This window comes from Acinetobacter sp. BEC1-S18-ESBL-01 (genome assembly GCF_014169935.1).
GTDB lineage: Bacteria > Pseudomonadota > Gammaproteobacteria > Pseudomonadales > Moraxellaceae > Acinetobacter > Acinetobacter pittii.
Genome location: NZ_AP022302.1, coordinates 1518912 through 1538045, shown reverse-complemented (window position 1 = coordinate 1538045; position 19134 = coordinate 1518912). Strand labels below are relative to the sequence as shown.

The following is a 19134-nucleotide window of genomic DNA, read 5'->3' as shown; positions in this document are numbered from 1 at the left end:
TGCCTCGTCTTGACTTACATCATTGCAGGATCACTAAAGGAATCTTCACCCGTTTCGACTCGACCAGCAAAACGTCGGTAATAATATGGATCACTCTGACTGGTGATTTCAAAATCATACCAATGCCCTACATCAGCTAAAGCCCAATGTTGCTTAACAACCTGTCCCGCTTTTACGGTAAGTTGTAACGGCGCATCTTGTCGATATGCACACGGTTTTACCGTCAATATTGCATCCTTAGTACCATCATTCATAAGTTCGACATAAACATCACCATTGGCAATGTCATAGCACACTCGAATTTCAGGTTTAACCCCACTATCAACAATACGTTGAGTATCCCCTTTGAAATGACGATGGTAGCCATTTGGACCGAGTACCCATAAGTCGTAACGGCCCAAGTTATCTTTTAAAACATCCCATTCATCATCTAAAGTTTTATTCGACTCTACAATATAACGCTTTGGAATACGGTCCAAGTTGAGCTTGTCATATACATGAAAAACCGCTGCTTGCGTACCTGTATTAGAGAAAATCAATTGCACTTTGCCATCAGTATTACAGCGTGCGCTGGTGTGTAGCTCGTAAGGTAACGCACGTGAAAGACGTATACCACTTTGCTGAATCGGTAACTTTGTATCCGTGGGTACAGGTACAGCTGGTAAAGCTTCTTGATTTTCTCTTAACTCATCTGCTTGTACACGTGTTTGTTTACCATTCAGCTGCGGTAAAATATCTGCATTTGGCGTTTTAAAGTTAAATGCACTAGTTAAATCACCACACACTGCGCGGCGATATGGACTGATATTCGGCTCTTTAACCCCAAAACGTTTTTCTAAAAACATGAGCACAGAAGTATGATCAAACACTTGTGAGTTCACCCAACCACCACGACTCCATGGGGAAATCACATATAACGGAACACGAGGGCCTGGTCCATAAACTCGTCCATCCGGTGTAGGCTGTGAATGGCTTCCTTCAGGCGCGGCATGGTCAAAGTATTCGTCCTGCATATCGGCACTACTTAATGTCGATTTACCCGCGTACTGGCCGTTTTTAAGTCGTGATGGCGCTGATGGTGACGGTACATGGTCAAAGTAACCATCATTTTCATCAAAATTGATAATAAGTGCTGTTTTACTCCAAACCTCTGGCACAGCAGTTAAAGCATCAATAATTTCTTGAATAAACCATGCCCCTTGGACAGGACTTGAAGGGTCTGGATGTTCGCAGTAAATCGATGGCGCGTTAATCCAAGAGACTTGAGGTAACTTACCTTCACGAATGTCGCGTTTAAAAGCGTCAAGATATTCTTCTGGTTTATTGCCCGGTAGCGTATTTGCAATGCCCTTATAAAGTGGATTTTTGGCATTATCGGTCGCAGCATCATAGGCTTTATAAGGTAGTTTTTGACCCGTATCAGCATATGGTTTATTCGGTTCGCCGCCACTTGAAACAGGATAGCCAGATGCAATGTTGGCCTTTCTAAACGAATGAAATGCACCCAACATATTATCGCCCCATTCATCTGGCATATTTTGATAACAAATCCAACTTACCCCTGCTTCTTCTAAGCGTTCGGCATAAGTTTTCCATGTATAACCACGGTCTGCCGTCGCTGGGTTACCATCAATCCAGTCCCACTCATTGTTTACAAATGAACGCTTGGTCGGTGTTGCGCCATTTGTACCCGTTAAATGATAAGAACGGTTTGCATCTGTTCCAGTGTGCATAGAGCAATGGTAGGCATCACAAATCGTAAAAGCATTCGCAAGCGCAAACTGATATGGAATTTCTTTTTCTTTAAAATAACCCATTGAGATATCAGTTTTATGAGTTGGCCAGTTCGCCATGCGCCCATTGTCCCAAGCCAGCTGACTGTCGTTCCAAGTATGTGGCGTACCATCTGCACGCTGTGCATTATTGGCTGTACCATCTAAGTGAAAAGGCGTTAAAACTTGCCCATTACTTCTAAGCTGCTCCCAAACACGGCGGCCACTTGGCAAAGGAATCGTAAAACGATCGGCAAACCCTCGGACGCCTTTTAATGTTCCGAAGTAATGGTCAAAAGATCGGTTTTCCTGCATTAAAATAATAACGTGTTCGACATCCTGAATGGTTCCAGTTTTATTATTTGCAGGAATTGCTAAAGCTTTTTGAATACTAGATGGGAAAGCTGCCAATGCCGCAGCACCAAAACCCATATTTAAAGAGTAATTTAAAAATTTACGACGTGTAATCATGATCAGGTTCTTTTTATTATTTAAGTTTATGGGGCACAGCGCATTACAGGCTTTTTACCTGTATCTGGTGTATTTGAATTATCATTTGCCGAGTCGTTACAACCACTCAGCAGAAGCGCGCCGATTAATAAAAAATATGAATATTTAAAACTATTTATTCCAGTGCATTGCCTTTTCATGACGATATATAGTCCATTTAAAATCTAAAATGGCTAACATAGAAAAGTACAATGACAGTGACATGACCCAAATATTTCAATCCAGTGAAAAATATGAAAATTCTATTATTTTCATATTCTGCACCAGATCAAAAATCAGATGAATTTAAGGCTTTAATTGAATATTTTGTAGTTCGCCATCAAAAGTTTCTATGAGACTCTTAATAACTGGCTGTTGCTGTAATAGCTCAGCTGCTCGGTGAAAGGCTTTTTCTTTACGTGCACTTTGAATGGTATAAGGGGTAGATGTATTCAAAGCACCATATTCAACTGTAAATTGAGTATTCGGCCATTGCTCATTTAATGCATCAATAAGGCCTTGTTGTAATTGGGTCAGCATATTTTCATATTCTTGAGGAATATGGAAAATAGTATTGCCACCAATTTCGCCAGTCATCACACCATGTTGAGCAAGTTCTTGAACAGCTGGAGAAAGCTGACTATTTCTAAACCAATATTCCCACTTTTCGAGTGTCCATTCACCTTCTAAAACTTGAGGAGAAATCTTCAAGATATCTTGAGGCATCAACTGACCGTGATCAGTTGCACTAGGCTCTTCTACAACGGCAACTGTTTCAACAACTTCAGCCTGCACCAATGATTGCTGCTCAATAACAGGTTCAGAGGCAAGATCAGGCGTATCTTGGGCCAGCGAAAATTCAGCGCTAGGCGTTTCAAATAAACCCATAGGTTCAGCAGTGAAAGCTGGTTCAGGTTCAATATTTTTAGTTTGTGTTTCTGCTTGCACTTGTACTAACTTTTGTTCTGGTACAGGAATGAAATCTTCCTCTAGAACACTAACAGTCTCTTGAACAACTGCTGAATCAAGCCCAATCAACTCATGATGATTTGGGTCAAATACCATTAAATCCTGATTAGACTGAGGTTCAGGTTCAGGTTCAGGTTCAGGTTCAGGTTCAGGTTCAGGTTCAGGTTCAGGTTCAACCATAGTTGGCTGGTTAATAACTTCAACAGGTTGAACCGTATTTACTGGAGTAATCTCCTGAGCTTTTTGCTGAACTTGTTGGCTCAAACTCACCACTGCTTGCTCATTTTGTTGAACAGGCTCTGATACCACAATTTCATTAGGCGCTAAAGGTCGGAATGCCAATAAGCGTAAAACACACATTTCAAAGCCTTGCTCTTGCGTCACGGCAAGTTGCAAGTCTGAACGTCCTTTACATGCGATTTGGTAATAAAGCTGTAAATCTTGAGCAGAAATCAGCTTAGACAATTGCATGATTTTGCGATTGATTTCATCGCTATATTTCAAACTCAAATCAGGTAGATATTGCAAAATTGCCAATTCATGCAATGTCGAAATGAGCTGATCAAGCACAAGTGAAACATCTAGCGCTTGATGTCTAAATTGCAATAAAAGCTGACTAACTTTCTCACGTTGATTTTGATGAATCGCCAAAATCAAATCATAAATGATCGTACGATCAATCAAACCAAGCATTTCTTTAACATCTTGATGATGTACTGAACCTTGACCATAAGCAATGGCTTGGTCAGTTAAAGATAATGCATCACGCAGTGAACCTTGAGCAGATTCAGCAATTTGCCAAATTGCATCTTGGTCAGCAGTAATCTGTTCTTTTTCGAGAATAGCGCCAAGATGCTTGGTAATTTCATCGACAGCTAAAGGTCGTAGAGTAAATTGCAAACAACGTGAAATAACCGTAATCGGTAGCTTTTGTGGGTCAGTCGTAGCAAACAGAAACTTAACGTGTTCCGGTGGTTCTTCTAATGTTTTTAATAACGCATTAAAAGAATGCGTCGATAGCATATGTACTTCGTCAATCAGGTAAACCTTAAAACGTCCTTGCGTTGGCGCATAAGGAACGTTGTCTAAAAGTTCACGCGTATCTTCTACTTTTGTTCTTGAAGCAGCATCGATTTCGATCAGGTCAATAAAACGGCCTTCATTTACCGCTTTACACGTTGCACAAACTTCACATGGCGTAGAAGTCACACCCGTTTCACAGTTCAAACACTTGGCTAAAATACGTGCAATTGTAGTTTTACCTACACCACGCGTTCCTGTAAATAAATAAGCATGGTGTAGACGACCGCGTTCCAATGCACTACTTAATGCACGAGAAACATGGTTTTGTCCCACTAACTCATTGAAATTACGTGGACGGTATTTTCTAGCAAGTACTTGATACATGTATGCTCCTTGTTACAGGCATAAGCATACTTTGTTTTTAAAAGAGTGTGAACGCATAAAGCTCATATCCGTACAGATAAACTGCGAACTGGCTTCTTTTCTCTACCAGAACCGTTTATTTGTCTAAGGATGATCATGGTGTAACTCCTGATCTGTAACCCCCTCATCCATCGTTTGCACGAGCCCCACACCATCCTTAATTTCAGCCGAATAATTTCCCTTCTCGGTAAAAATTTGCATGATAGTATAGTGGTCTTTTTGACTTTGAGTAATGGTAAAGAAATTTTGATTCGGATCGCCCTGATCAAATTTACCGGTCCACCGAACAATATCTTGGTCAACAGGTTCAATCTCTACAATTTTACCCGTGCGATTAATGCCATATTCCAACATTTGGAACTTAACAGTGTCGCCCACTTTTTTAAGTTCAATAACATTTGGATCATATTTAATGACCATACCTTCTGCATTTTTAATCAGTGGAAAATTAATATTAGAAGGTAGTTGATCCTTTTCTATTTCATTAAAAATAATCTGTTGCTGAGACAATCTTTCTTTTTCGGACGGACTCAAATTCAGTATATTTTGACGAGCCAATTCATTCTGATTCTCTGCCATTTTTTGCCCAGTCCCTTGCCCCTTTTCTAAAGAAGACGTTAAAGCAGAAGAGCTTTGCTGTGGAAAGGCAAACCAGATTAAAACTGCTAATGCCACACAAGCGATAGCAGTTCCTATTAACAATTTATTTTTCTTCATTATTTACAGCTAGAAATAGAAATTAGTTATATAGAGAAATTTTCTGTACATTCAGATTAATGACACTGACAGCATCAATTTTTCCTTCTACACCTAAACGTACACCATATTTAGGGTTGTATAGGTATGGACTCGAATAAAAATTAATATTATTACCACCCATTGCTGTACTTCCTAACGGATGAGCAAAGCCTGAACCAATATTGGTTGAACCATTATGGTATAGGCCAAGATTATGCCCGACTTCATGACGCATAGCAGCGAAAGAACAACCTGCAATATCATTTGCGCCAATCATGTTATATGCAGAAGCATTAATCCAAGCCCAACCACAACCGCCATCACCTGGTTCATTACCCTGATAATAGACACCGTCTGCCAATACACGTTTTCGCTCATTTTGTACCGTGGTGTCATCTCGTCCAGTAGAAATTGCTTCTTTTAAAGTGGCAGCAGGAATTTTATAAGTTAGATAACCTACATCTCTTAAGTAAAAACGTGCATTCGAATTGTCAGCAGTTAAATTCGTTAAGTTCACACCTTCAATCATTCTAAGTTTTGCAGCGCTCTCTCCTAAAATTGAGTTTACCTCTGGGCTAGAAACCAACAACATATCAATTGTATAACTATCTACTGTCCAGCCTTGAGCGGTGTATATAAAACGGCGATTTTCACCATTTTTAATTGCGGTAGACAAGCCATTAGCAGCATTAATATAGGTGTCTGCCGATGCATTTGACACAATAACCACCTTATCCCCGACTTGAGCTTTAGCAGGTAGTTGCAAGGTTGGCTGCCAATTTGAGGTAGACAGTTTCACTTTTAAAGTGGGCTGAGTCATATTCGGTAAAGTTGCAGGGATTATTGCCGTTGAATCAATAACCTTTGTAGGTGAAGAGATCAGTTGCCAATATCCTTTGTCGCTTACATACATAAACTCATATTGATCGCCCGTTTTAAGCGTTAGGGTCGCTTGGCTATTAATATTTGTATTATTAATTTTTGCAGACCAAGTTGCAGTAGACTTGATAATAATTCTATCCCGATCACTTGCAGTAGTCGGCAAAGTGAAATTGGAAACCCAGTTTCCATCTCCAAATGAAACTTCTGTAAGTGGACTATTAACTGTCGCTAATGACGTTCCAATTTGCTGCACATTTAGCTTTTGAGGCTTTATATATTCAGGAACCCATTTTCCTAAAGCAGAATAATATTTAAACCAATATTCAGAGCCATTTTTTAATGTAAAACTGCTCGGGAATAGTAAATTTGTTTTATCAATGTCCGAACTTGCACTTGCTATAGAAACAACTTGTACGGTTGTTCCGTCACGTACGTCACTCGGTAATGCAATGGTTTGTGCCCATTTTTCATTTTGAATAAGTACTTTTTGCATAGATGCAGTTGTTAATGGAACGACTTCATAAGTCGCACCATTGGTAGGACTCACTGTTGCTAACTGAGCGATCCATTTATTTTGACTGCTATTAAAGATAAATTGATAAACATCTCCACTATTTATCTTTAATACTTCTAACGGAATATTGGTATTAGAAGTATCTAAATAGCTACTATAGGCAGCACTAGAACGAATTGTAATTTTGTCTAAATTATTAGCGCTTGTGGGTAAAGTGAGGTTTTTGACCCAATTCCCATTTGCCAGATTAAATTCTAAATCTGAATAACCGGATGGAATTGATCCACTATTATTATTCTGATTTGGTGAAAGTACAGTTGCGGCATATACAAGTGAAGACGCAACAATTGCTCCAATAATGAGTGATGTTTTTAATTTAAAATTCACAGCAACCTCTTTTATTTGTTTTTAGATTTTTCGAATAGCAGGTTAGCAAACCATTTTTACACAGTCAATTTCACAACAAGTAATTTTTCATTAAATTTCAATTACATGACTACTGAATCATTTTGAAATAAAAATATAAACCTTTTTAAAGAATAGTTTATTTATGAGAATTAAATAACCAATTTTTAATATGTAGAAAATATTAAAAAGATATTTAAGGATAAAAAGAAAGGTAGTCTCTCTTTTTATCCTTTAGTTTTAATTTACTTTCTTTGGAAAGCTCAGCCAGACAAATACAGTTAAAAGGAAGAAACAAATAGCAGAAATGGTAAGCACCCAACTATGGGCATAGCTAAAAGCTTGCTGCGCAACTGCAATTAATTGTCCTCCCAAAGGATTTTCAAGGTTAGACGCTAATTGCATGGTTTCTCCAATCGAGATACTCGCTTTTTCAATTAAGTCCGTTGGGAGCTGTTCTGGCAAAATAATTGAACGACTATAAAACCAAGATAACATTAACCCAAATATAGCAACGCCCAAACCAGCCCCAAGCTCGTAAGCCATCCCTTCAATGGCACCTGCTGCACTCGCCTTTTGCGGAGGTACAGATGACATAATTGCAGCAGTTGAAGCAAGTAAGGCAATCTCAATGCTAAAGCCTAAAAAGACCATACATGTCCATGCTAAAAAATGGTCAGTTGAAAAGTTAAGCTGGGCAAGCCCCCATAGACTAAATCCACTTATTAAAATACCAACAGTAGATACAAGTCTAAGTCCCCACTTATTCAAGCAAATTCCGGCTAATGGACCACCTAAACTAATCGCGATCATGAATGGAATAATAAACATGGCTGCCTGTAATGGAGAAAAACCATGTACAAACTGCAACTCTTGAGACAAAAGTAATTCAAAGCCAACCAAAGCAATCATGGAAACAACAGCCATGACAATGCTGGTAGAAATCACTGGATGTTTAAACAATTCCAGATCAATCATTGGCGTCATAGCTCTTTTCTGGCTTCGAATGAAGTGGATTAAAGTACTTATACCAATTACAAACATCACGACTGTAAGTATCGACAAGCTGTACATAGCCGATTTGATTGAATAGATCAGGCTTAAAATGGCTACAACCAAAATTAAAGCTTGCCCTAAATTAATTGGCTGATCAGTCTTCTCTTGTTGTTTAGGGATAATCATCACAATCATGACCAGAACCACTAAAATAATCGGGATATTGATAAGAAATACAGCTCCCCAATGGAAGTGTTCTAGTACAAAACCACCGACTAATGGACCAAAAGCTGCTCCACCACCACCCACTGTAGACCAAAGACCAAGTGCAAAATTTCTCTGTTTTTCTTCGGTAAAGGCATTACGGATGCCGGATAAAGTGGCTGGAATAAGCATGGCTGCCCCTAAACCTAAAACAGCGCGGGAAGCAATTAACGCGTAAGCTGTTGGAGAAAAGGCAGCAGCTAGAGAACCGACACCAAAAACTGCAGTTCCAATAAATAATAATTTTTTAAAGCCAATACGATCACCGAGTGCGCCCATTGGCAAAATCAAACCCGCCATAATCAGTGAATAAATATCAATAACCCATAAAAGCTGATTGGCAGTTAAATTCAATGCTGCACTTAAAGATGGTGTTGCAACATGCATCACCGTTGCATCAATTGTAACCGGTAAATAAATAAGGACGATAATTGTCAGGATTAACCATTTTTTTTGCATAACGCTCTTCAATATCCAAAACTTGGACATGTGTTCAAATCATGGTTATTATATACACAATTGGACACTTGTCCAACTTTTAGTTTTAATGTAATTTGTGTCGAATTCAGTCAGGTGAAAGAAACATGGCCTATCTTAATCGCGATCAACGTAGAGAAATGATTCTGCAAGCTGCCATGCAAGTCGCTTTGGCTGAAGGTTTTACAGCCATGACGGTACGCCGAATCGCAACAGAAGCGCAAACCTCTACCGGACAAGTTCACCACCACTTTTCTTCGGCATCTCATTTAAAAGCTGAAGCTTTTTTAAAGCTGATGGAACAGCTCGATGAAATTGAACAAACTCTCCAAACAACCAGCCAATTTCAAAGACTCTTCATCCTATTGGGTGCAGAAAACATAGACAGACTTCAGCCCTACTTACGTTTATGGAATGAAGCTGAACTCTTGATTGAGCAAGATATTGAAATACAAAAGGCTTATAACCTTGCTATGCAAAGTTGGCATCAAACAATTGTGCAAGCGATTGAGTGTGGCCAAAAAGAAGGCGAATTTAAAAACAGATCAAATTCCACAGACATTGCATGGCGACTCATTGCCTTTGTTTGCGGCTTAGAAGGTATTTATAAACTTGGTTTACAAGGTTTAGCTGAAGAAGACTTCAAGCGCCATACCGAAGCGATTATTCGCCTAGAATTATTATAAATATAGAAGCTGGCATTGATTAGAATGCCAGCTTTAAAATACTAAAATTAGAACCAGCCTTTACGACCTTTTAAAATTTGGTCGGTGCAACGTAAGGCTTCTTGAGTCAGTCCCCACAAACGATAATCACCTGTGATTGAACCAATCTGGAAGTTATGGGTATAAGCAAAGCTGAGGTCACGCTCAGGATCGCACCACGCTCCTGAACCATTGTAACCAATATGCCCAAATCCATTTTTAGCGCGTTTACCCATGGTAATAATACGGTGATAGCCTAAACGCCAATTCATCGGAATTGGCATAACACGATCACGTGCATAACTTTGGATGGTGCTAAGCTCTTTAAATACTTCTGGGCGAATAATTTGATATCCATCCCATTCACCTTGATTTGCTAGCATCGCATAAATTTTAGCAAGACTATTTGCAGTAAATGTGCCGTTTGCTGCTGGAATGACTGCTTGCAACCCCTCGTCACTAAAGAAACTAAGATGTTTCATTCCTTTTGGAATCATGGCATCTTGAAAGTCTTGAGGGTCTTGTCCAGTCCAAGTAATCATTTTTTCAGAGAGTGAACTCTTGCGCGTCTGTGGCTTTTTAGGTTTTTCAACTTGAGTAGACGCTGGTTTTTCTGGTTTTGGTTGAATAATTAAACGTGCTACACGATCCAACTCATTTGCAGGCGTCCCAAAATAAGCGCCGTCTAACTGCAACGGTTCAACAAGATATTTTTGCATGAGCTGATCTAAAGATTGACCAGTTGCTTTTTCAAGTACACCACCGACAAGCCAACCAAATGTTAAAGCTTGATAAGCATTACCCTCTCCTGCAAGGAATCTTGGCTTAGTCGCCGCGACCACATCTAACATGTGTGACCAGTCGAGCATTTCTCGCGCACTTTCGATGATATTTCGCGCATCAAACATGCCACTTTGATGGCTTAGCACATGACGCAATGTCATTTGCTCTTTTCCATTTTGAGCAAACTCAGGCCAATAAGTCGCAATCGGTTTGTCGTATTCTAAAAAACATTCACTTACTAAAATATGCGCTAAAGTTGCAAGTATGCCCTTACCTGTAGAATAGCAAACTGCCAATGTGTCAGGTTGCCAAGCTTCGGTTTGTGATTTTAGACCAGTGTAGATATCTACAACTTTCTGACCTCTAAAATAAACCGCTAAAGCAGCTCCACCTTGTCCTGTTCTAGCATCTTGAAGACGGCTAAACTGGTGAGCTAAATCAATAAAACGTTCATCCAAAATACCGTGATAGTTATGGGTATCGGCCAGTAAAATCTCTTTAATCACATGAAGTTCCTTGCATTTTTTGTTATTTTGCTCAAAAGCAGCCCAAACCTCTGTTCAGGCTGCTAATATTTTTATAATGCTTTTACAGTTCCTGCAACATGCGGTTTTTGTGAGTTGGCATTACGAATCAAGAAATCAGTCTTTTTATCTGCATTTGCAGTTAAAAACTCAACTTTTGATGGCAAGAACATTGGCAGCTTAAACCATACATCTGCTTCATAAGCATTTGGTAATTCAAGGTTTGCTAATGCTTTAGCTTTGCTCCACATACCATGCGCAATGGCTTGCTTAAAGCCAAATGCTTTAGCAGTAATGGCATGAATATGAATTAAGTTAAAATCACCAGACACTTTCGCATAACGGCGGCCTGTGTTTTCTAAAATATCCCACTCTGCCTTAGGAACATAAACTGGTGCTTGTTCTTCTTTGGCTTTCTCACCTACTCTTTTCTCGACTTTTTGGCGAGATAAATAAGTCGTTAAGCCTTCCATCACCACTTCATTGCCAACTTTTGCCGTGGTAATAAAATCAAACTGAACACCTTTATCATGCGGTTTTAGTTCCCCAAATTTACATGACAAAGTTAATTTTTCAGTCACAGCAATTGGTCTGGTCTGTTTAATCTGATTACGGATATGCACTAAACCTAAAATTGGAAATGGAAAGGCTTCTGCTGTCATCATGTGCATTTGCAAACTTTGAGAAAGCACCGCTAAATAAATTGCTGGTACAAAGCCATTATTTTGAAAGCCACATACTTCGTTATAAGCTTTGAGGTGGTTCTGATCAATTTCTAAAGTATCTACCACATATTCAACTTGCGGTAATATTTTTGGACCTTTCGGCTTTTTAAAAATTAAACCTTGCACTACTTTTGGATAAGCCAATGCCGCTTTTGGTAGCTGGCTAAAATGACGAGTATTCATACCTAACCTTTTATAATTTATAGATTTTTGAATAAAAAAGGGATGCACAAGCACCCCTATTTAGCTAAAAGTGCTTAAGCGCCCAACAAGCTTTGACCGCATACACGCACAACGTTGCCGTTTACACCTGTAGACGCAGTTGATGCAAACCATGCAATTGTTTCTGCTACATCAACAGGTAAACCACCTTGTTGCATTGAGTTCATACGGCGACCAGCTTCACGAATTGCAAATGGAATCGCAGCAGTCATTTGAGTTTCGATAAAGCCAGGTGCTACTGCGTTAATGGTAATACCATTTTTTAAGATAGGCGCAGTAAATTTCACTAGACCAATTACACCTGCTTTAGACGCAGCATAGTTGGTTTGACCAAGGTTACCAGCAATACCGCTAATTGATGATACACAAACAATTCGGCCATTTACATTTAGACCATCGTTTTCTAACAAGTAGTCATTTACACGTTCAGCAGCAGACAAGTTAATGTTAATTACTAGGTCCCAAAGCTCCGGCTTCATGTTTGCCAAAGTTTTGTCACGTGTAATACCTGCGTTATGAACGATAATATCTAAACCGCCTTGTTTTGCCGCAGCAGCTTTAATTTTTTCGCCCGCATCAGCAGCTGTAATGTCAATTGCCAATGTAGAACCACCAATGTCAGTTGCTACACGGTCAAGGTCAGCTTGTTGTTGTGGTACGTCTAAACAAATAACATGCGCGCCGTCTCGAGCCAATACATGTGCAATTGCCTCACCAATACCACGGCTTGCACCAGTTACTAATGCAGTTTTTCCAGCAAGTGGTTTTGCCCAATCAACATCAACCACATCTGCTTTAGATACACGAATCACTTGACCAGATACATAAGCTGAACGTGGAGAAAGTAAGAAACGTAATGTTGATTCAAGGTTTGCAGCAGCACCTTCATCAACATAGACAACTTGAGCAGTAATACCCTTTTTAAATTCTTTACCTACAGATTTGATAAAGCCTTCAAGTGCACGCTGAGCAATCGCTTGTTTTACAGTTTTTGCAGTTTCAGGAGTTGTACCAATCACAATCACTCGACCAGAAGTCGCAACTTGACGTGCAATCGGGTTAAAGAATTTATAAAGTTCATTTAACTGTTCTGAGTTTTGAATACCAGATGCATCAAATACAACTGCTTTGAATTTTGATTCTTTATCGCCCGCATTGAATGGACGTAAATTTAAACCAACTTTTGCAGCTTCTTGTTGTAATGCAACATTATTGCCTACATAGCTGTCAGCATGAACATTGCTAAGTACTTGTGCAATCGCACCAGATAATACACTTGACGGCGCTGCGCCAACCAATACTGCACCATTCACTACTGGCTGAGCACTTTCAAAACGCTCTAATACAACTGGCGATGGTAAACCCAGATTTTTAACAACGAATTTACCAATAGGAGATTGTGTAAATGCTTGGTATTGATCAGTCATGATTATTATCTCTCAAAGAAATGAATTTTCTACGACAGGCTTCATTATGTTATGAGATGAATAGCAACAATATGAAAGCAGTCGTTCATTAGAGTTACTCCAAATCATACTTGACTTCATCTTTGGATGTCTTGACCTGAATGCTATCTACAATGTCATTCTAGTCAATACAGGTCTATTTGAATTGTGTTAAGGTAGCTTACAAGAATATCGTTATTATGCTTGGAAAAGCCTTATGAGCAAAACAACTCAAGAAAATCCAGCAGTCGAGAATTCTGCTCAGGAAAAAGTGTCAAATACATCAAAGTCGGCTTCTAACACGGCTAAGCGTAACAGCACTACTCCTAAAGCAGCAACTAATACATCAAAAACGACACGTACTCGTTCAACGACTGCACCTGCACGTAGCCCTCGTACCAAGAGCGCTGCTTCAGAAACCTCGTCTACATCTTCAAATGTAGCTGCAGCACCAAAAGCAACAAAAACCAAAACTTCTGTTCAACAGGATAAAACCATGAGCCAAAACACTGTTCGCCGCGTTGCAATTATTGGTGGCAACCGTATTCCATTTGCACGTTCAAATACTGCTTATTTTAAAGCGTCTAATTCTGACATGCTGACAGCAGCATTGAATGGTTTGGTTGAGCGCTTTAACTTACAAGGTAAGCGTATTGGTGAAGTCGTTGCTGGTGCTGTTTTAAAACACAGCCGTGACTTTAATATGACTCGCGAAGTTGTATTGAGCACAGATCTTGCTCCTGAAACTCCTGCTTATGACATTCAAATTGCTTGTGGTACAGGTTTACAAGCAGCGTTTGTAGTTGCAAACAAAATTGCGCTTGGTCAAATCGATGTAGGTATTGCAGGTGGCGTAGATACAACTTCTGATGCACCAATCGCTGTAGGTGATGGTTTACGTAAAGTTTTACTTGAGCTCAATGTAGCTAAAACAGGTAAAGACCGCCTTAAAGCTTTAACAAAAATTGATTTTAAAAAGCTTCTTGATGCACCAAGCAACGGTGAACCGCGTACTGGCCTTTCAATGGGTGAGCACCAAGCAATCACTGCTTTAGAATGGGGTATCACTCGCGAAGCACAAGACGAGCTAGCTGCAAGCAGCCATCAAAAACTTGCTGCTGCTTATGAGCGTGGTTTCTTTGATGATTTAATGACTCCATTCTTAGGTCTTAACCGTGACAACAACTTACGTCCTGACAGTACAGTTGAAAAACTTGCTAAATTAAAACCAGTTTTCGGTAAAGGCGAAACTGCAACAATGACAGCAGGTAACTCAACTCCGTTAACTGACGGTGCTTCTGTTGTATTGCTTGCTTCTGAAGAATGGGCAAAAGAAAACGGTCATGAAGTTTTAGCTTATCTTTCTTTCTCTGAAACAGCAGCTGTTGACTTTATTGGTAAGAGCGGCCCTAAAGAAGGTTTGTTAATGGCTCCTGCTTATGCAGTACCTCGTATGCTTAAGCGTGCAAACCTTAAACTTCAAGATTTCGATTTCTACGAAATTCATGAAGCATTCGCATCTCAAGTGTTATCTACTTTGAAAGCTTGGGAAGATGAAAAATTCTGTAAAGAACGTCTTGGTTTAGACGCACCTTTGGGTTCAATTGACCGCTCTAAACTAAACGTAAATGGTTCATCTTTAGGTGCAGGCCATCCATTTGCTGCAACTGGTGGTCGTATCTTAGCAACTGCTGCTAAATTGATTAATCAAAAAGGTTCAGGCCGTGCATTAATCTCTATCTGTACAGCAGGTGGTGAAGGTGTGGTTGCGATTGTAGAAAAATAATTTCTATAATGAACTAACAAAATAAGCACCCATTTGGGTGCTTATTTTCATTTCAGTATATTGGCTTAATGAAGTGATGCAGCTTTTGCATCTGGGAAAAATTTATCTTCAATATAGTCATAACACCACTGGAAAATAAAGGTATAAACCAAAATACATAAGGTTAAGCCAATATCTAAAATAAGTGCATCAATGACACTCATCTGGAGCATATAGGCAATCATCGGTACTGTTGCAAGCAATAACCCACCTTCAAAACCAATCGCATGTAAAATCCGTACAGGGATCGTTCTTTCCCAATTATATTTATGCTCTACTTTTTCAAAATAGTGGTTAAAAATCATGTTCCAGAAAACTGAAACCACTGCCATAAACACACCGAGTGTTCCTGTTACGTCCATCGGCATATCAAAAATAAAACTTAATGCAATCGCAATGATGACCAATAAAATTCCTTCATAACTGATTGCATGAATGAGTCTTCTCTTGGAAATCAACATTTTTAAATACTCAATAATAACTTGGATAATGTGCATTTTATTTTTATAATATTGATTAATCCAATCAGGTTCTTTCAGTTTTTTTGACAGATGAATATTAATCAAGAACAACTACTCATGTTTCAGGCCGTGATTGAAACAGGATCCTTTTCAGCAGCAGCACGTAAACTTAGCAAAGTTCCTTCGGCTGTCAGCATGTCTATTGCCAACTTAGAAATTGATTTGGACTTAACTTTATTTGACCGTAAAGGCCGCGAACCTATCCCTACTGATGAAGCACGGGTTTTATATGAAAAGACCTCTCAGCTTTTGATTGAGATGAATCAATGGAAACAGCATGCTCACGCCTTAAGTACAGGGTTAGAAGCTAATTTAACTATTGTGATTGTGTCTGAACTTTTACACACCAATTGGACCGACTATATTTGTCTTTTAGAGAGTCGTTTCCCTGACCTACAAATCAATATTGTGTCTGCTCCCCAAGAAGATGCTCTGCAAATGTTATTAGATGGCTCTGCTCAACTTGCACTCATGTTTGAACGCGAGCACCTAGATAACAGAGAACAATTTGTAGAACTTAAACGTGAGGCTCTAATTCCAGTTATTTCAAATAGCCATCCTCTCGCAAGCCAAAATCAGGTTTCTTATGAGCAGATTCTCACTACACGACAAATAGTAGTTGCAAGCCGAGATGAGACTTTAAAACCAGAATTATTATTTTCAAAACACTATTGGCGCACCGACAACCACCACTCTGCTTGTTTAATGATCTTGCGCAATTTAGGTTGGGGTGTACTTCCTCAAGAAATGTTTAAAGAAAATCCTGAATTAAAAAATAAACTTAAAATATTGGATTTATTAGATTTCACTCCCCGATTTGAATATTATGTCGACTTGGTATGGAGTCGAGAAAGTGAACTCGGTGCCGCTGCTAGATTTTTGATTGAACATATCCGTAAGCAACGAATGCAACCACTACCTTAAAAATATTTCAAATTAGATGCAGAACCTAAACGTTTTTCTTTGAAATATAACAATTGATATATCGACAGCATGAATAGACTTTGTGCTATAAAGAAAAGATAAGATTTATTACCGAAGATGTTGAATATCAATGACTCATACAGCACTTGACCAATTAAAAACATTAACGACCGTTGTTGCCGACAGTAGTGACCTTGATGCAATTCGTAAATTCCGTCCATTAGACGCAACGACTAATCCTTCATTGATTACGGCAGCAGCAGAACAACCAGAAAGTAAAGAGCTCATTGAAGATGCTTATTATCAAGCCAAAGAAGAAGGCTATAGCAACGATGAGTTAATCGAAAGAACCATTGATATTTTAACCGTAAAATTTGGTGTAGAAATTTTAAAACTGATTGAAGGCCGTGTTTCAACGGAAGTTGATGCTGCTCTTTCATATGACACTGACGCAACCATTCAAAAAGCCCATGAATTATGTGAACTTTACAAAGGTTATGGTATTGATCAGTCTCGCATTCTGATTAAAATCGCGTCGACTTGGGAAGGTATTCAAGCTGCCAAAGTGCTCGAAGCTGAAGGAATTGCTTGTAACCTCACTCTCCTTTTCGGTTTGCATCAAGCCCAAGCGTGTGCAGATGCAAAAGTGACTTTAATCTCACCATTTGTAGGTCGTATCTTAGACTGGTATAAAAAAGCTGAAGGTGTAGACGCTTACCCAATCGAAAAAGATCCAGGTGTCGTTTCAGTTAAGAAAATCTACACTTACTACAAGCAGCAAAATATTCCAACTCAAGTGATGGGTGCGAGCTTCCGTAGTATTGATCAAGTGCTTGGTCTAGCTGGATGTGATTTGCTTACGATCTCGCCAAGCTTACTTACCCAGCTTGAGCAAGATACTCGTACAGTTGATGCGGCCCTTGATGCATCTCAAGCAAAACAAGCAGAAGCGATTGTTAGACCAGCTCAAGATGAGCAAAGTTTTAAAGATGAACTTAACCATGACTTGATGGCATTCCAGCTTTTACAAGGTGGTGTTGATGGTTTTATTAAAGCACGTGACCAATTAAGCCTTTTGTTACGTCAGTCTTTTGGAATTGATGCGGAAATAAAATCTTAAAAAAATGCACTTTTCATACAAAATTGCCGATTTTTGTTATCATGACAAAAATCGGTTTTTTTATTGGGTTTCTCGTGTTCGGCATAACAGATTTAACAACATATATTATTGGTACATTCCTAATTGTGTTATTGCCCGGGCCCAATTCTCTTTATGTGATGTCAATTGCTTCACGTTACGGAATTAAAACCGGATATATGGGTGCATTCGGTATTTTCACCGGTGACCTTATTTTAATGCTATGTACAGTACTCGGAGCTGCTTCTTTACTTAAGGCATTCCCATGGGTATTTGTCATTCTTAAATTAACAGGTGCACTTTATTTATCTTATTTAGGCTTTAAACTGTTACAAGGCAGTATTCAACGCTGGAAACAACGTAATCAAACTCAACCAGAAATGGCTGATTTACCTGCTTTAGATAAAGTTCATCCTTATAAAACAGCACTCAGTATTAGTTTACTCAATCCTAAAGCGATTTTATTTTTCCTCTCTTTCTTTGTTCAATTTGTTGAGCCGGATTATGCTTATCCTGCTCTGAGCTTTTTAATTTTAGCGATTATTTTACAGATCATTAGCTTTAGTTATTTAACTGCATTAATCTTCTCTGGAATTAAACTTTCGGCATTTTTTAAAGAAAACCATAAAATTGCTGCAAGCGGAATCTTTTTAGTAGGAATTCTATTTTTTGGATTTGGTTTAAAACTAGCAACCTCAACGATTTAATTATTTTTACTCTAATAAGCTTTTACATTAGAAAGTTAAAACATCATGAACTGCTAAAAGTCCAGCATGCCATCTGTTTTAACTTCATTAAGTACAAAAAAAGTTCTGACTTGTCTTACTCCGGGTAAGGCAATAATCTTTTCACTATGAAATCGGTTAAACGCAGCTAAATCTTTAACACGAATTTTTAGAAAATAATCGACTTCTCCCGCCACCAGATAACACTCTAAAACATTTTCCAAATCACCCGACGCTTGTTCAAATGCTTGAAAGCTGTCAGGAGTTGAACGGTCCAAAACCACACCAACTAACACCACAGTACCACGTTGAACCGTATTGGGATTGATCCGAGCACGGACATCCAAGATTGCTCCAATCTTAAAAAGACGCTGAGTATGATTCCAACAAGATGATGTACTAATACCTACTAGTTTTGCCAATTCAGCATTACTTAAACGCCCATTTTCCTGTAAGGCACGCATAATTTTCAGTTCTAGTGGTGTTAAATTTTCAGCCTTCTCGTCCATAAAATAATATTCTTGATTCATTGTTATTTATGGAACGAATAATATCATTATTTAAGAATTTAAAAATATTATTTATTTTTTAACCTAAAAATAGAAAGCACCTTCTTAAAAAAAATTGTTAAATTCACCCCAACTGG

16 protein-coding genes are annotated in these 19134 nt (G+C 38.9%); 5 read left to right on the top strand and 11 right to left on the bottom strand.

The annotated features are described in order from the left end of the window. Window positions 1-14: 14 nt before the first annotated feature. The 6 genes from H7R46_RS07155 to amvA all read right to left on the bottom strand — a co-directional run bounded on the left by H7R46_RS07155 (window position 15) and on the right by amvA (window position 8934). A complete protein-coding gene (locus H7R46_RS07155) occupies window positions 15-2243 on the bottom strand; it encodes a phosphocholine-specific phospholipase C (RefSeq protein ID WP_032012971.1) in 2229 nt (742 codons plus the stop codon). 26 nt (window positions 2244-2269) lie between these two features. Then, window positions 2270-2422, bottom strand: coding sequence for a hypothetical protein (locus tag H7R46_RS19290; protein ID WP_155237546.1), 153 nt, complete (start codon window positions 2420-2422; stop codon window positions 2270-2272). A gap of 145 nt (window positions 2423-2567) precedes the next feature. Next, entirely contained in the window at window positions 2568-4637 is a 2070-nt protein-coding gene (locus H7R46_RS07150; RefSeq protein ID WP_086260930.1) for a DNA polymerase III subunit gamma/tau, read from the bottom strand. A 123-nt stretch (window positions 4638-4760) separates the two neighbouring features. Next, window positions 4761-5393, bottom strand: coding sequence for a metalloprotease secretion chaperone CpaB (gene cpaB / locus H7R46_RS07145; RefSeq protein ID WP_005068756.1), 633 nt, complete (start codon window positions 5391-5393; stop codon window positions 4761-4763). Between the two features lie 22 nt (window positions 5394-5415). Beyond that, a complete protein-coding gene (gene cpaA / locus H7R46_RS07140) occupies window positions 5416-7197 on the bottom strand; it encodes a metalloendopeptidase CpaA (protein ID WP_005068754.1) in 1782 nt (593 codons plus the stop codon). Between the two features lie 258 nt (window positions 7198-7455). Next, entirely contained in the window at window positions 7456-8934 is a 1479-nt protein-coding gene (gene amvA, locus H7R46_RS07135; RefSeq protein ID WP_005068752.1) for a multidrug efflux MFS transporter AmvA, read from the bottom strand. Window positions 8935-9059: 125 nt separating this feature from the next. Here amvA and H7R46_RS07130 point away from each other — a divergent pair, with 125 nt between their 5' ends. Then, a complete protein-coding gene (locus tag H7R46_RS07130; RefSeq protein WP_005068748.1) occupies window positions 9060-9638 on the top strand; it encodes a TetR family transcriptional regulator in 579 nt (192 codons plus the stop codon). A gap of 47 nt (window positions 9639-9685) precedes the next feature. On the opposite strand, the gene H7R46_RS07125 is transcribed toward H7R46_RS07130, so the two are convergent. From H7R46_RS07125 to H7R46_RS07115, 3 genes are all read right to left on the bottom strand, one after another. Next, the gene (locus H7R46_RS07125) at window positions 9686-10945 is read right to left on the bottom strand and encodes a serine hydrolase domain-containing protein (protein WP_005068746.1); all 1260 of its coding nucleotides are present in this window, start codon (window positions 10943-10945) and stop codon (window positions 9686-9688) included. Window positions 10946-11016: 71 nt separating this feature from the next. Further along, window positions 11017-11871, bottom strand: coding sequence for a MaoC family dehydratase (locus tag H7R46_RS07120; RefSeq protein WP_005068744.1), 855 nt, complete (start codon window positions 11869-11871; stop codon window positions 11017-11019). Between the two features lie 74 nt (window positions 11872-11945). Then, window positions 11946-13337 (bottom strand): 3-oxoacyl-ACP reductase, encoded by a 1392-nt coding sequence (locus H7R46_RS07115; protein ID WP_005068741.1) that lies wholly within the window; start codon window positions 13335-13337, stop codon window positions 11946-11948. Between the two features lie 235 nt (window positions 13338-13572). Here H7R46_RS07115 and H7R46_RS07110 point away from each other — a divergent pair, with 235 nt between their 5' ends. After that, the gene (locus H7R46_RS07110; RefSeq protein ID WP_005068739.1) at window positions 13573-15141 is read left to right on the top strand and encodes an acetyl-CoA C-acetyltransferase; all 1569 of its coding nucleotides are present in this window, start codon (window positions 13573-13575) and stop codon (window positions 15139-15141) included. Between the two features lie 65 nt (window positions 15142-15206). Here the strand turns inward: H7R46_RS07110 and aceI are convergent, their stop codons facing one another. Further along, complete coding sequence (aceI, locus tag H7R46_RS07105) at window positions 15207-15641, bottom strand: chlorhexidine efflux PACE transporter AceI (RefSeq protein ID WP_005068736.1); 435 nt, start codon at window positions 15639-15641, stop codon at window positions 15207-15209. 90 nt (window positions 15642-15731) lie between these two features. Between aceI and H7R46_RS07100 the strand changes: the two genes are divergently transcribed. The 3 genes from H7R46_RS07100 to leuE all read left to right on the top strand — a co-directional run bounded on the left by H7R46_RS07100 (window position 15732) and on the right by leuE (window position 18470). Next, window positions 15732-16625 carry a LysR family transcriptional regulator gene (locus H7R46_RS07100; protein WP_005068735.1) on the top strand — a complete coding sequence of 298 codons (894 nt, stop codon included), beginning with the start codon at window positions 15732-15734 and terminating at the stop codon, window positions 16623-16625. A gap of 130 nt (window positions 16626-16755) precedes the next feature. Continuing rightward, window positions 16756-17745: a transaldolase gene (gene tal, locus H7R46_RS07095; protein ID WP_005068733.1), complete on the top strand. Its 990-nt coding sequence runs from the start codon at window positions 16756-16758 to the stop codon at window positions 17743-17745. A 74-nt stretch (window positions 17746-17819) separates the two neighbouring features. Then, the gene (gene leuE / locus H7R46_RS07090) at window positions 17820-18470 is read left to right on the top strand and encodes a leucine efflux protein LeuE (protein WP_016803130.1); all 651 of its coding nucleotides are present in this window, start codon (window positions 17820-17822) and stop codon (window positions 18468-18470) included. 53 nt (window positions 18471-18523) lie between these two features. Here the strand turns inward: leuE and H7R46_RS07085 are convergent, their stop codons facing one another. After that, window positions 18524-18997, bottom strand: coding sequence for an Lrp/AsnC family transcriptional regulator (locus H7R46_RS07085; protein WP_002115169.1), 474 nt, complete (start codon window positions 18995-18997; stop codon window positions 18524-18526). Window positions 18998-19134 lie beyond the last annotated feature (137 nt).

Excerpts from the sequence above, each read along its gene's own strand:
- aceI (WP_005068736.1), bottom strand. The coding sequence starts at position 15,641 with ATGTTGATTTCCAAGAGAAGACTCATTCATGCAATCAGTTATGAAGGA.
- H7R46_RS19290 (WP_155237546.1), bottom strand. The coding sequence starts at position 2,422 with ATGAAAAGGCAATGCACTGGAATAAATAGTTTTAAATATTCATATTTT.
- amvA (WP_005068752.1), bottom strand. The coding sequence starts at position 8,934 with ATGCAAAAAAAATGGTTAATCCTGACAATTATCGTCCTTATTTATTTA.
- H7R46_RS07120 (WP_005068744.1), bottom strand. The coding sequence starts at position 11,871 with ATGAATACTCGTCATTTTAGCCAGCTACCAAAAGCGGCATTGGCTTAT.
- H7R46_RS07150 (WP_086260930.1), bottom strand. The coding sequence starts at position 4,637 with ATGTATCAAGTACTTGCTAGAAAATACCGTCCACGTAATTTCAATGAG.
- cpaB (WP_005068756.1), bottom strand. The coding sequence starts at position 5,393 with ATGAAGAAAAATAAATTGTTAATAGGAACTGCTATCGCTTGTGTGGCA.
- H7R46_RS07155 (WP_032012971.1), bottom strand. The coding sequence starts at position 2,243 with ATGATTACACGTCGTAAATTTTTAAATTACTCTTTAAATATGGGTTTT.
- H7R46_RS07115 (WP_005068741.1), bottom strand. The coding sequence starts at position 13,337 with ATGACTGATCAATACCAAGCATTTACACAATCTCCTATTGGTAAATTC.
- H7R46_RS07100 (WP_005068735.1), top strand. The coding sequence starts at position 15,732 with ATGAATATTAATCAAGAACAACTACTCATGTTTCAGGCCGTGATTGAA.
- H7R46_RS07110 (WP_005068739.1), top strand. The coding sequence starts at position 13,573 with ATGAGCAAAACAACTCAAGAAAATCCAGCAGTCGAGAATTCTGCTCAG.
- tal (WP_005068733.1), top strand. The coding sequence starts at position 16,756 with ATGACTCATACAGCACTTGACCAATTAAAAACATTAACGACCGTTGTT.
- H7R46_RS07130 (WP_005068748.1), top strand. The coding sequence starts at position 9,060 with ATGGCCTATCTTAATCGCGATCAACGTAGAGAAATGATTCTGCAAGCT.
- H7R46_RS07085 (WP_002115169.1), bottom strand. The coding sequence starts at position 18,997 with ATGGACGAGAAGGCTGAAAATTTAACACCACTAGAACTGAAAATTATG.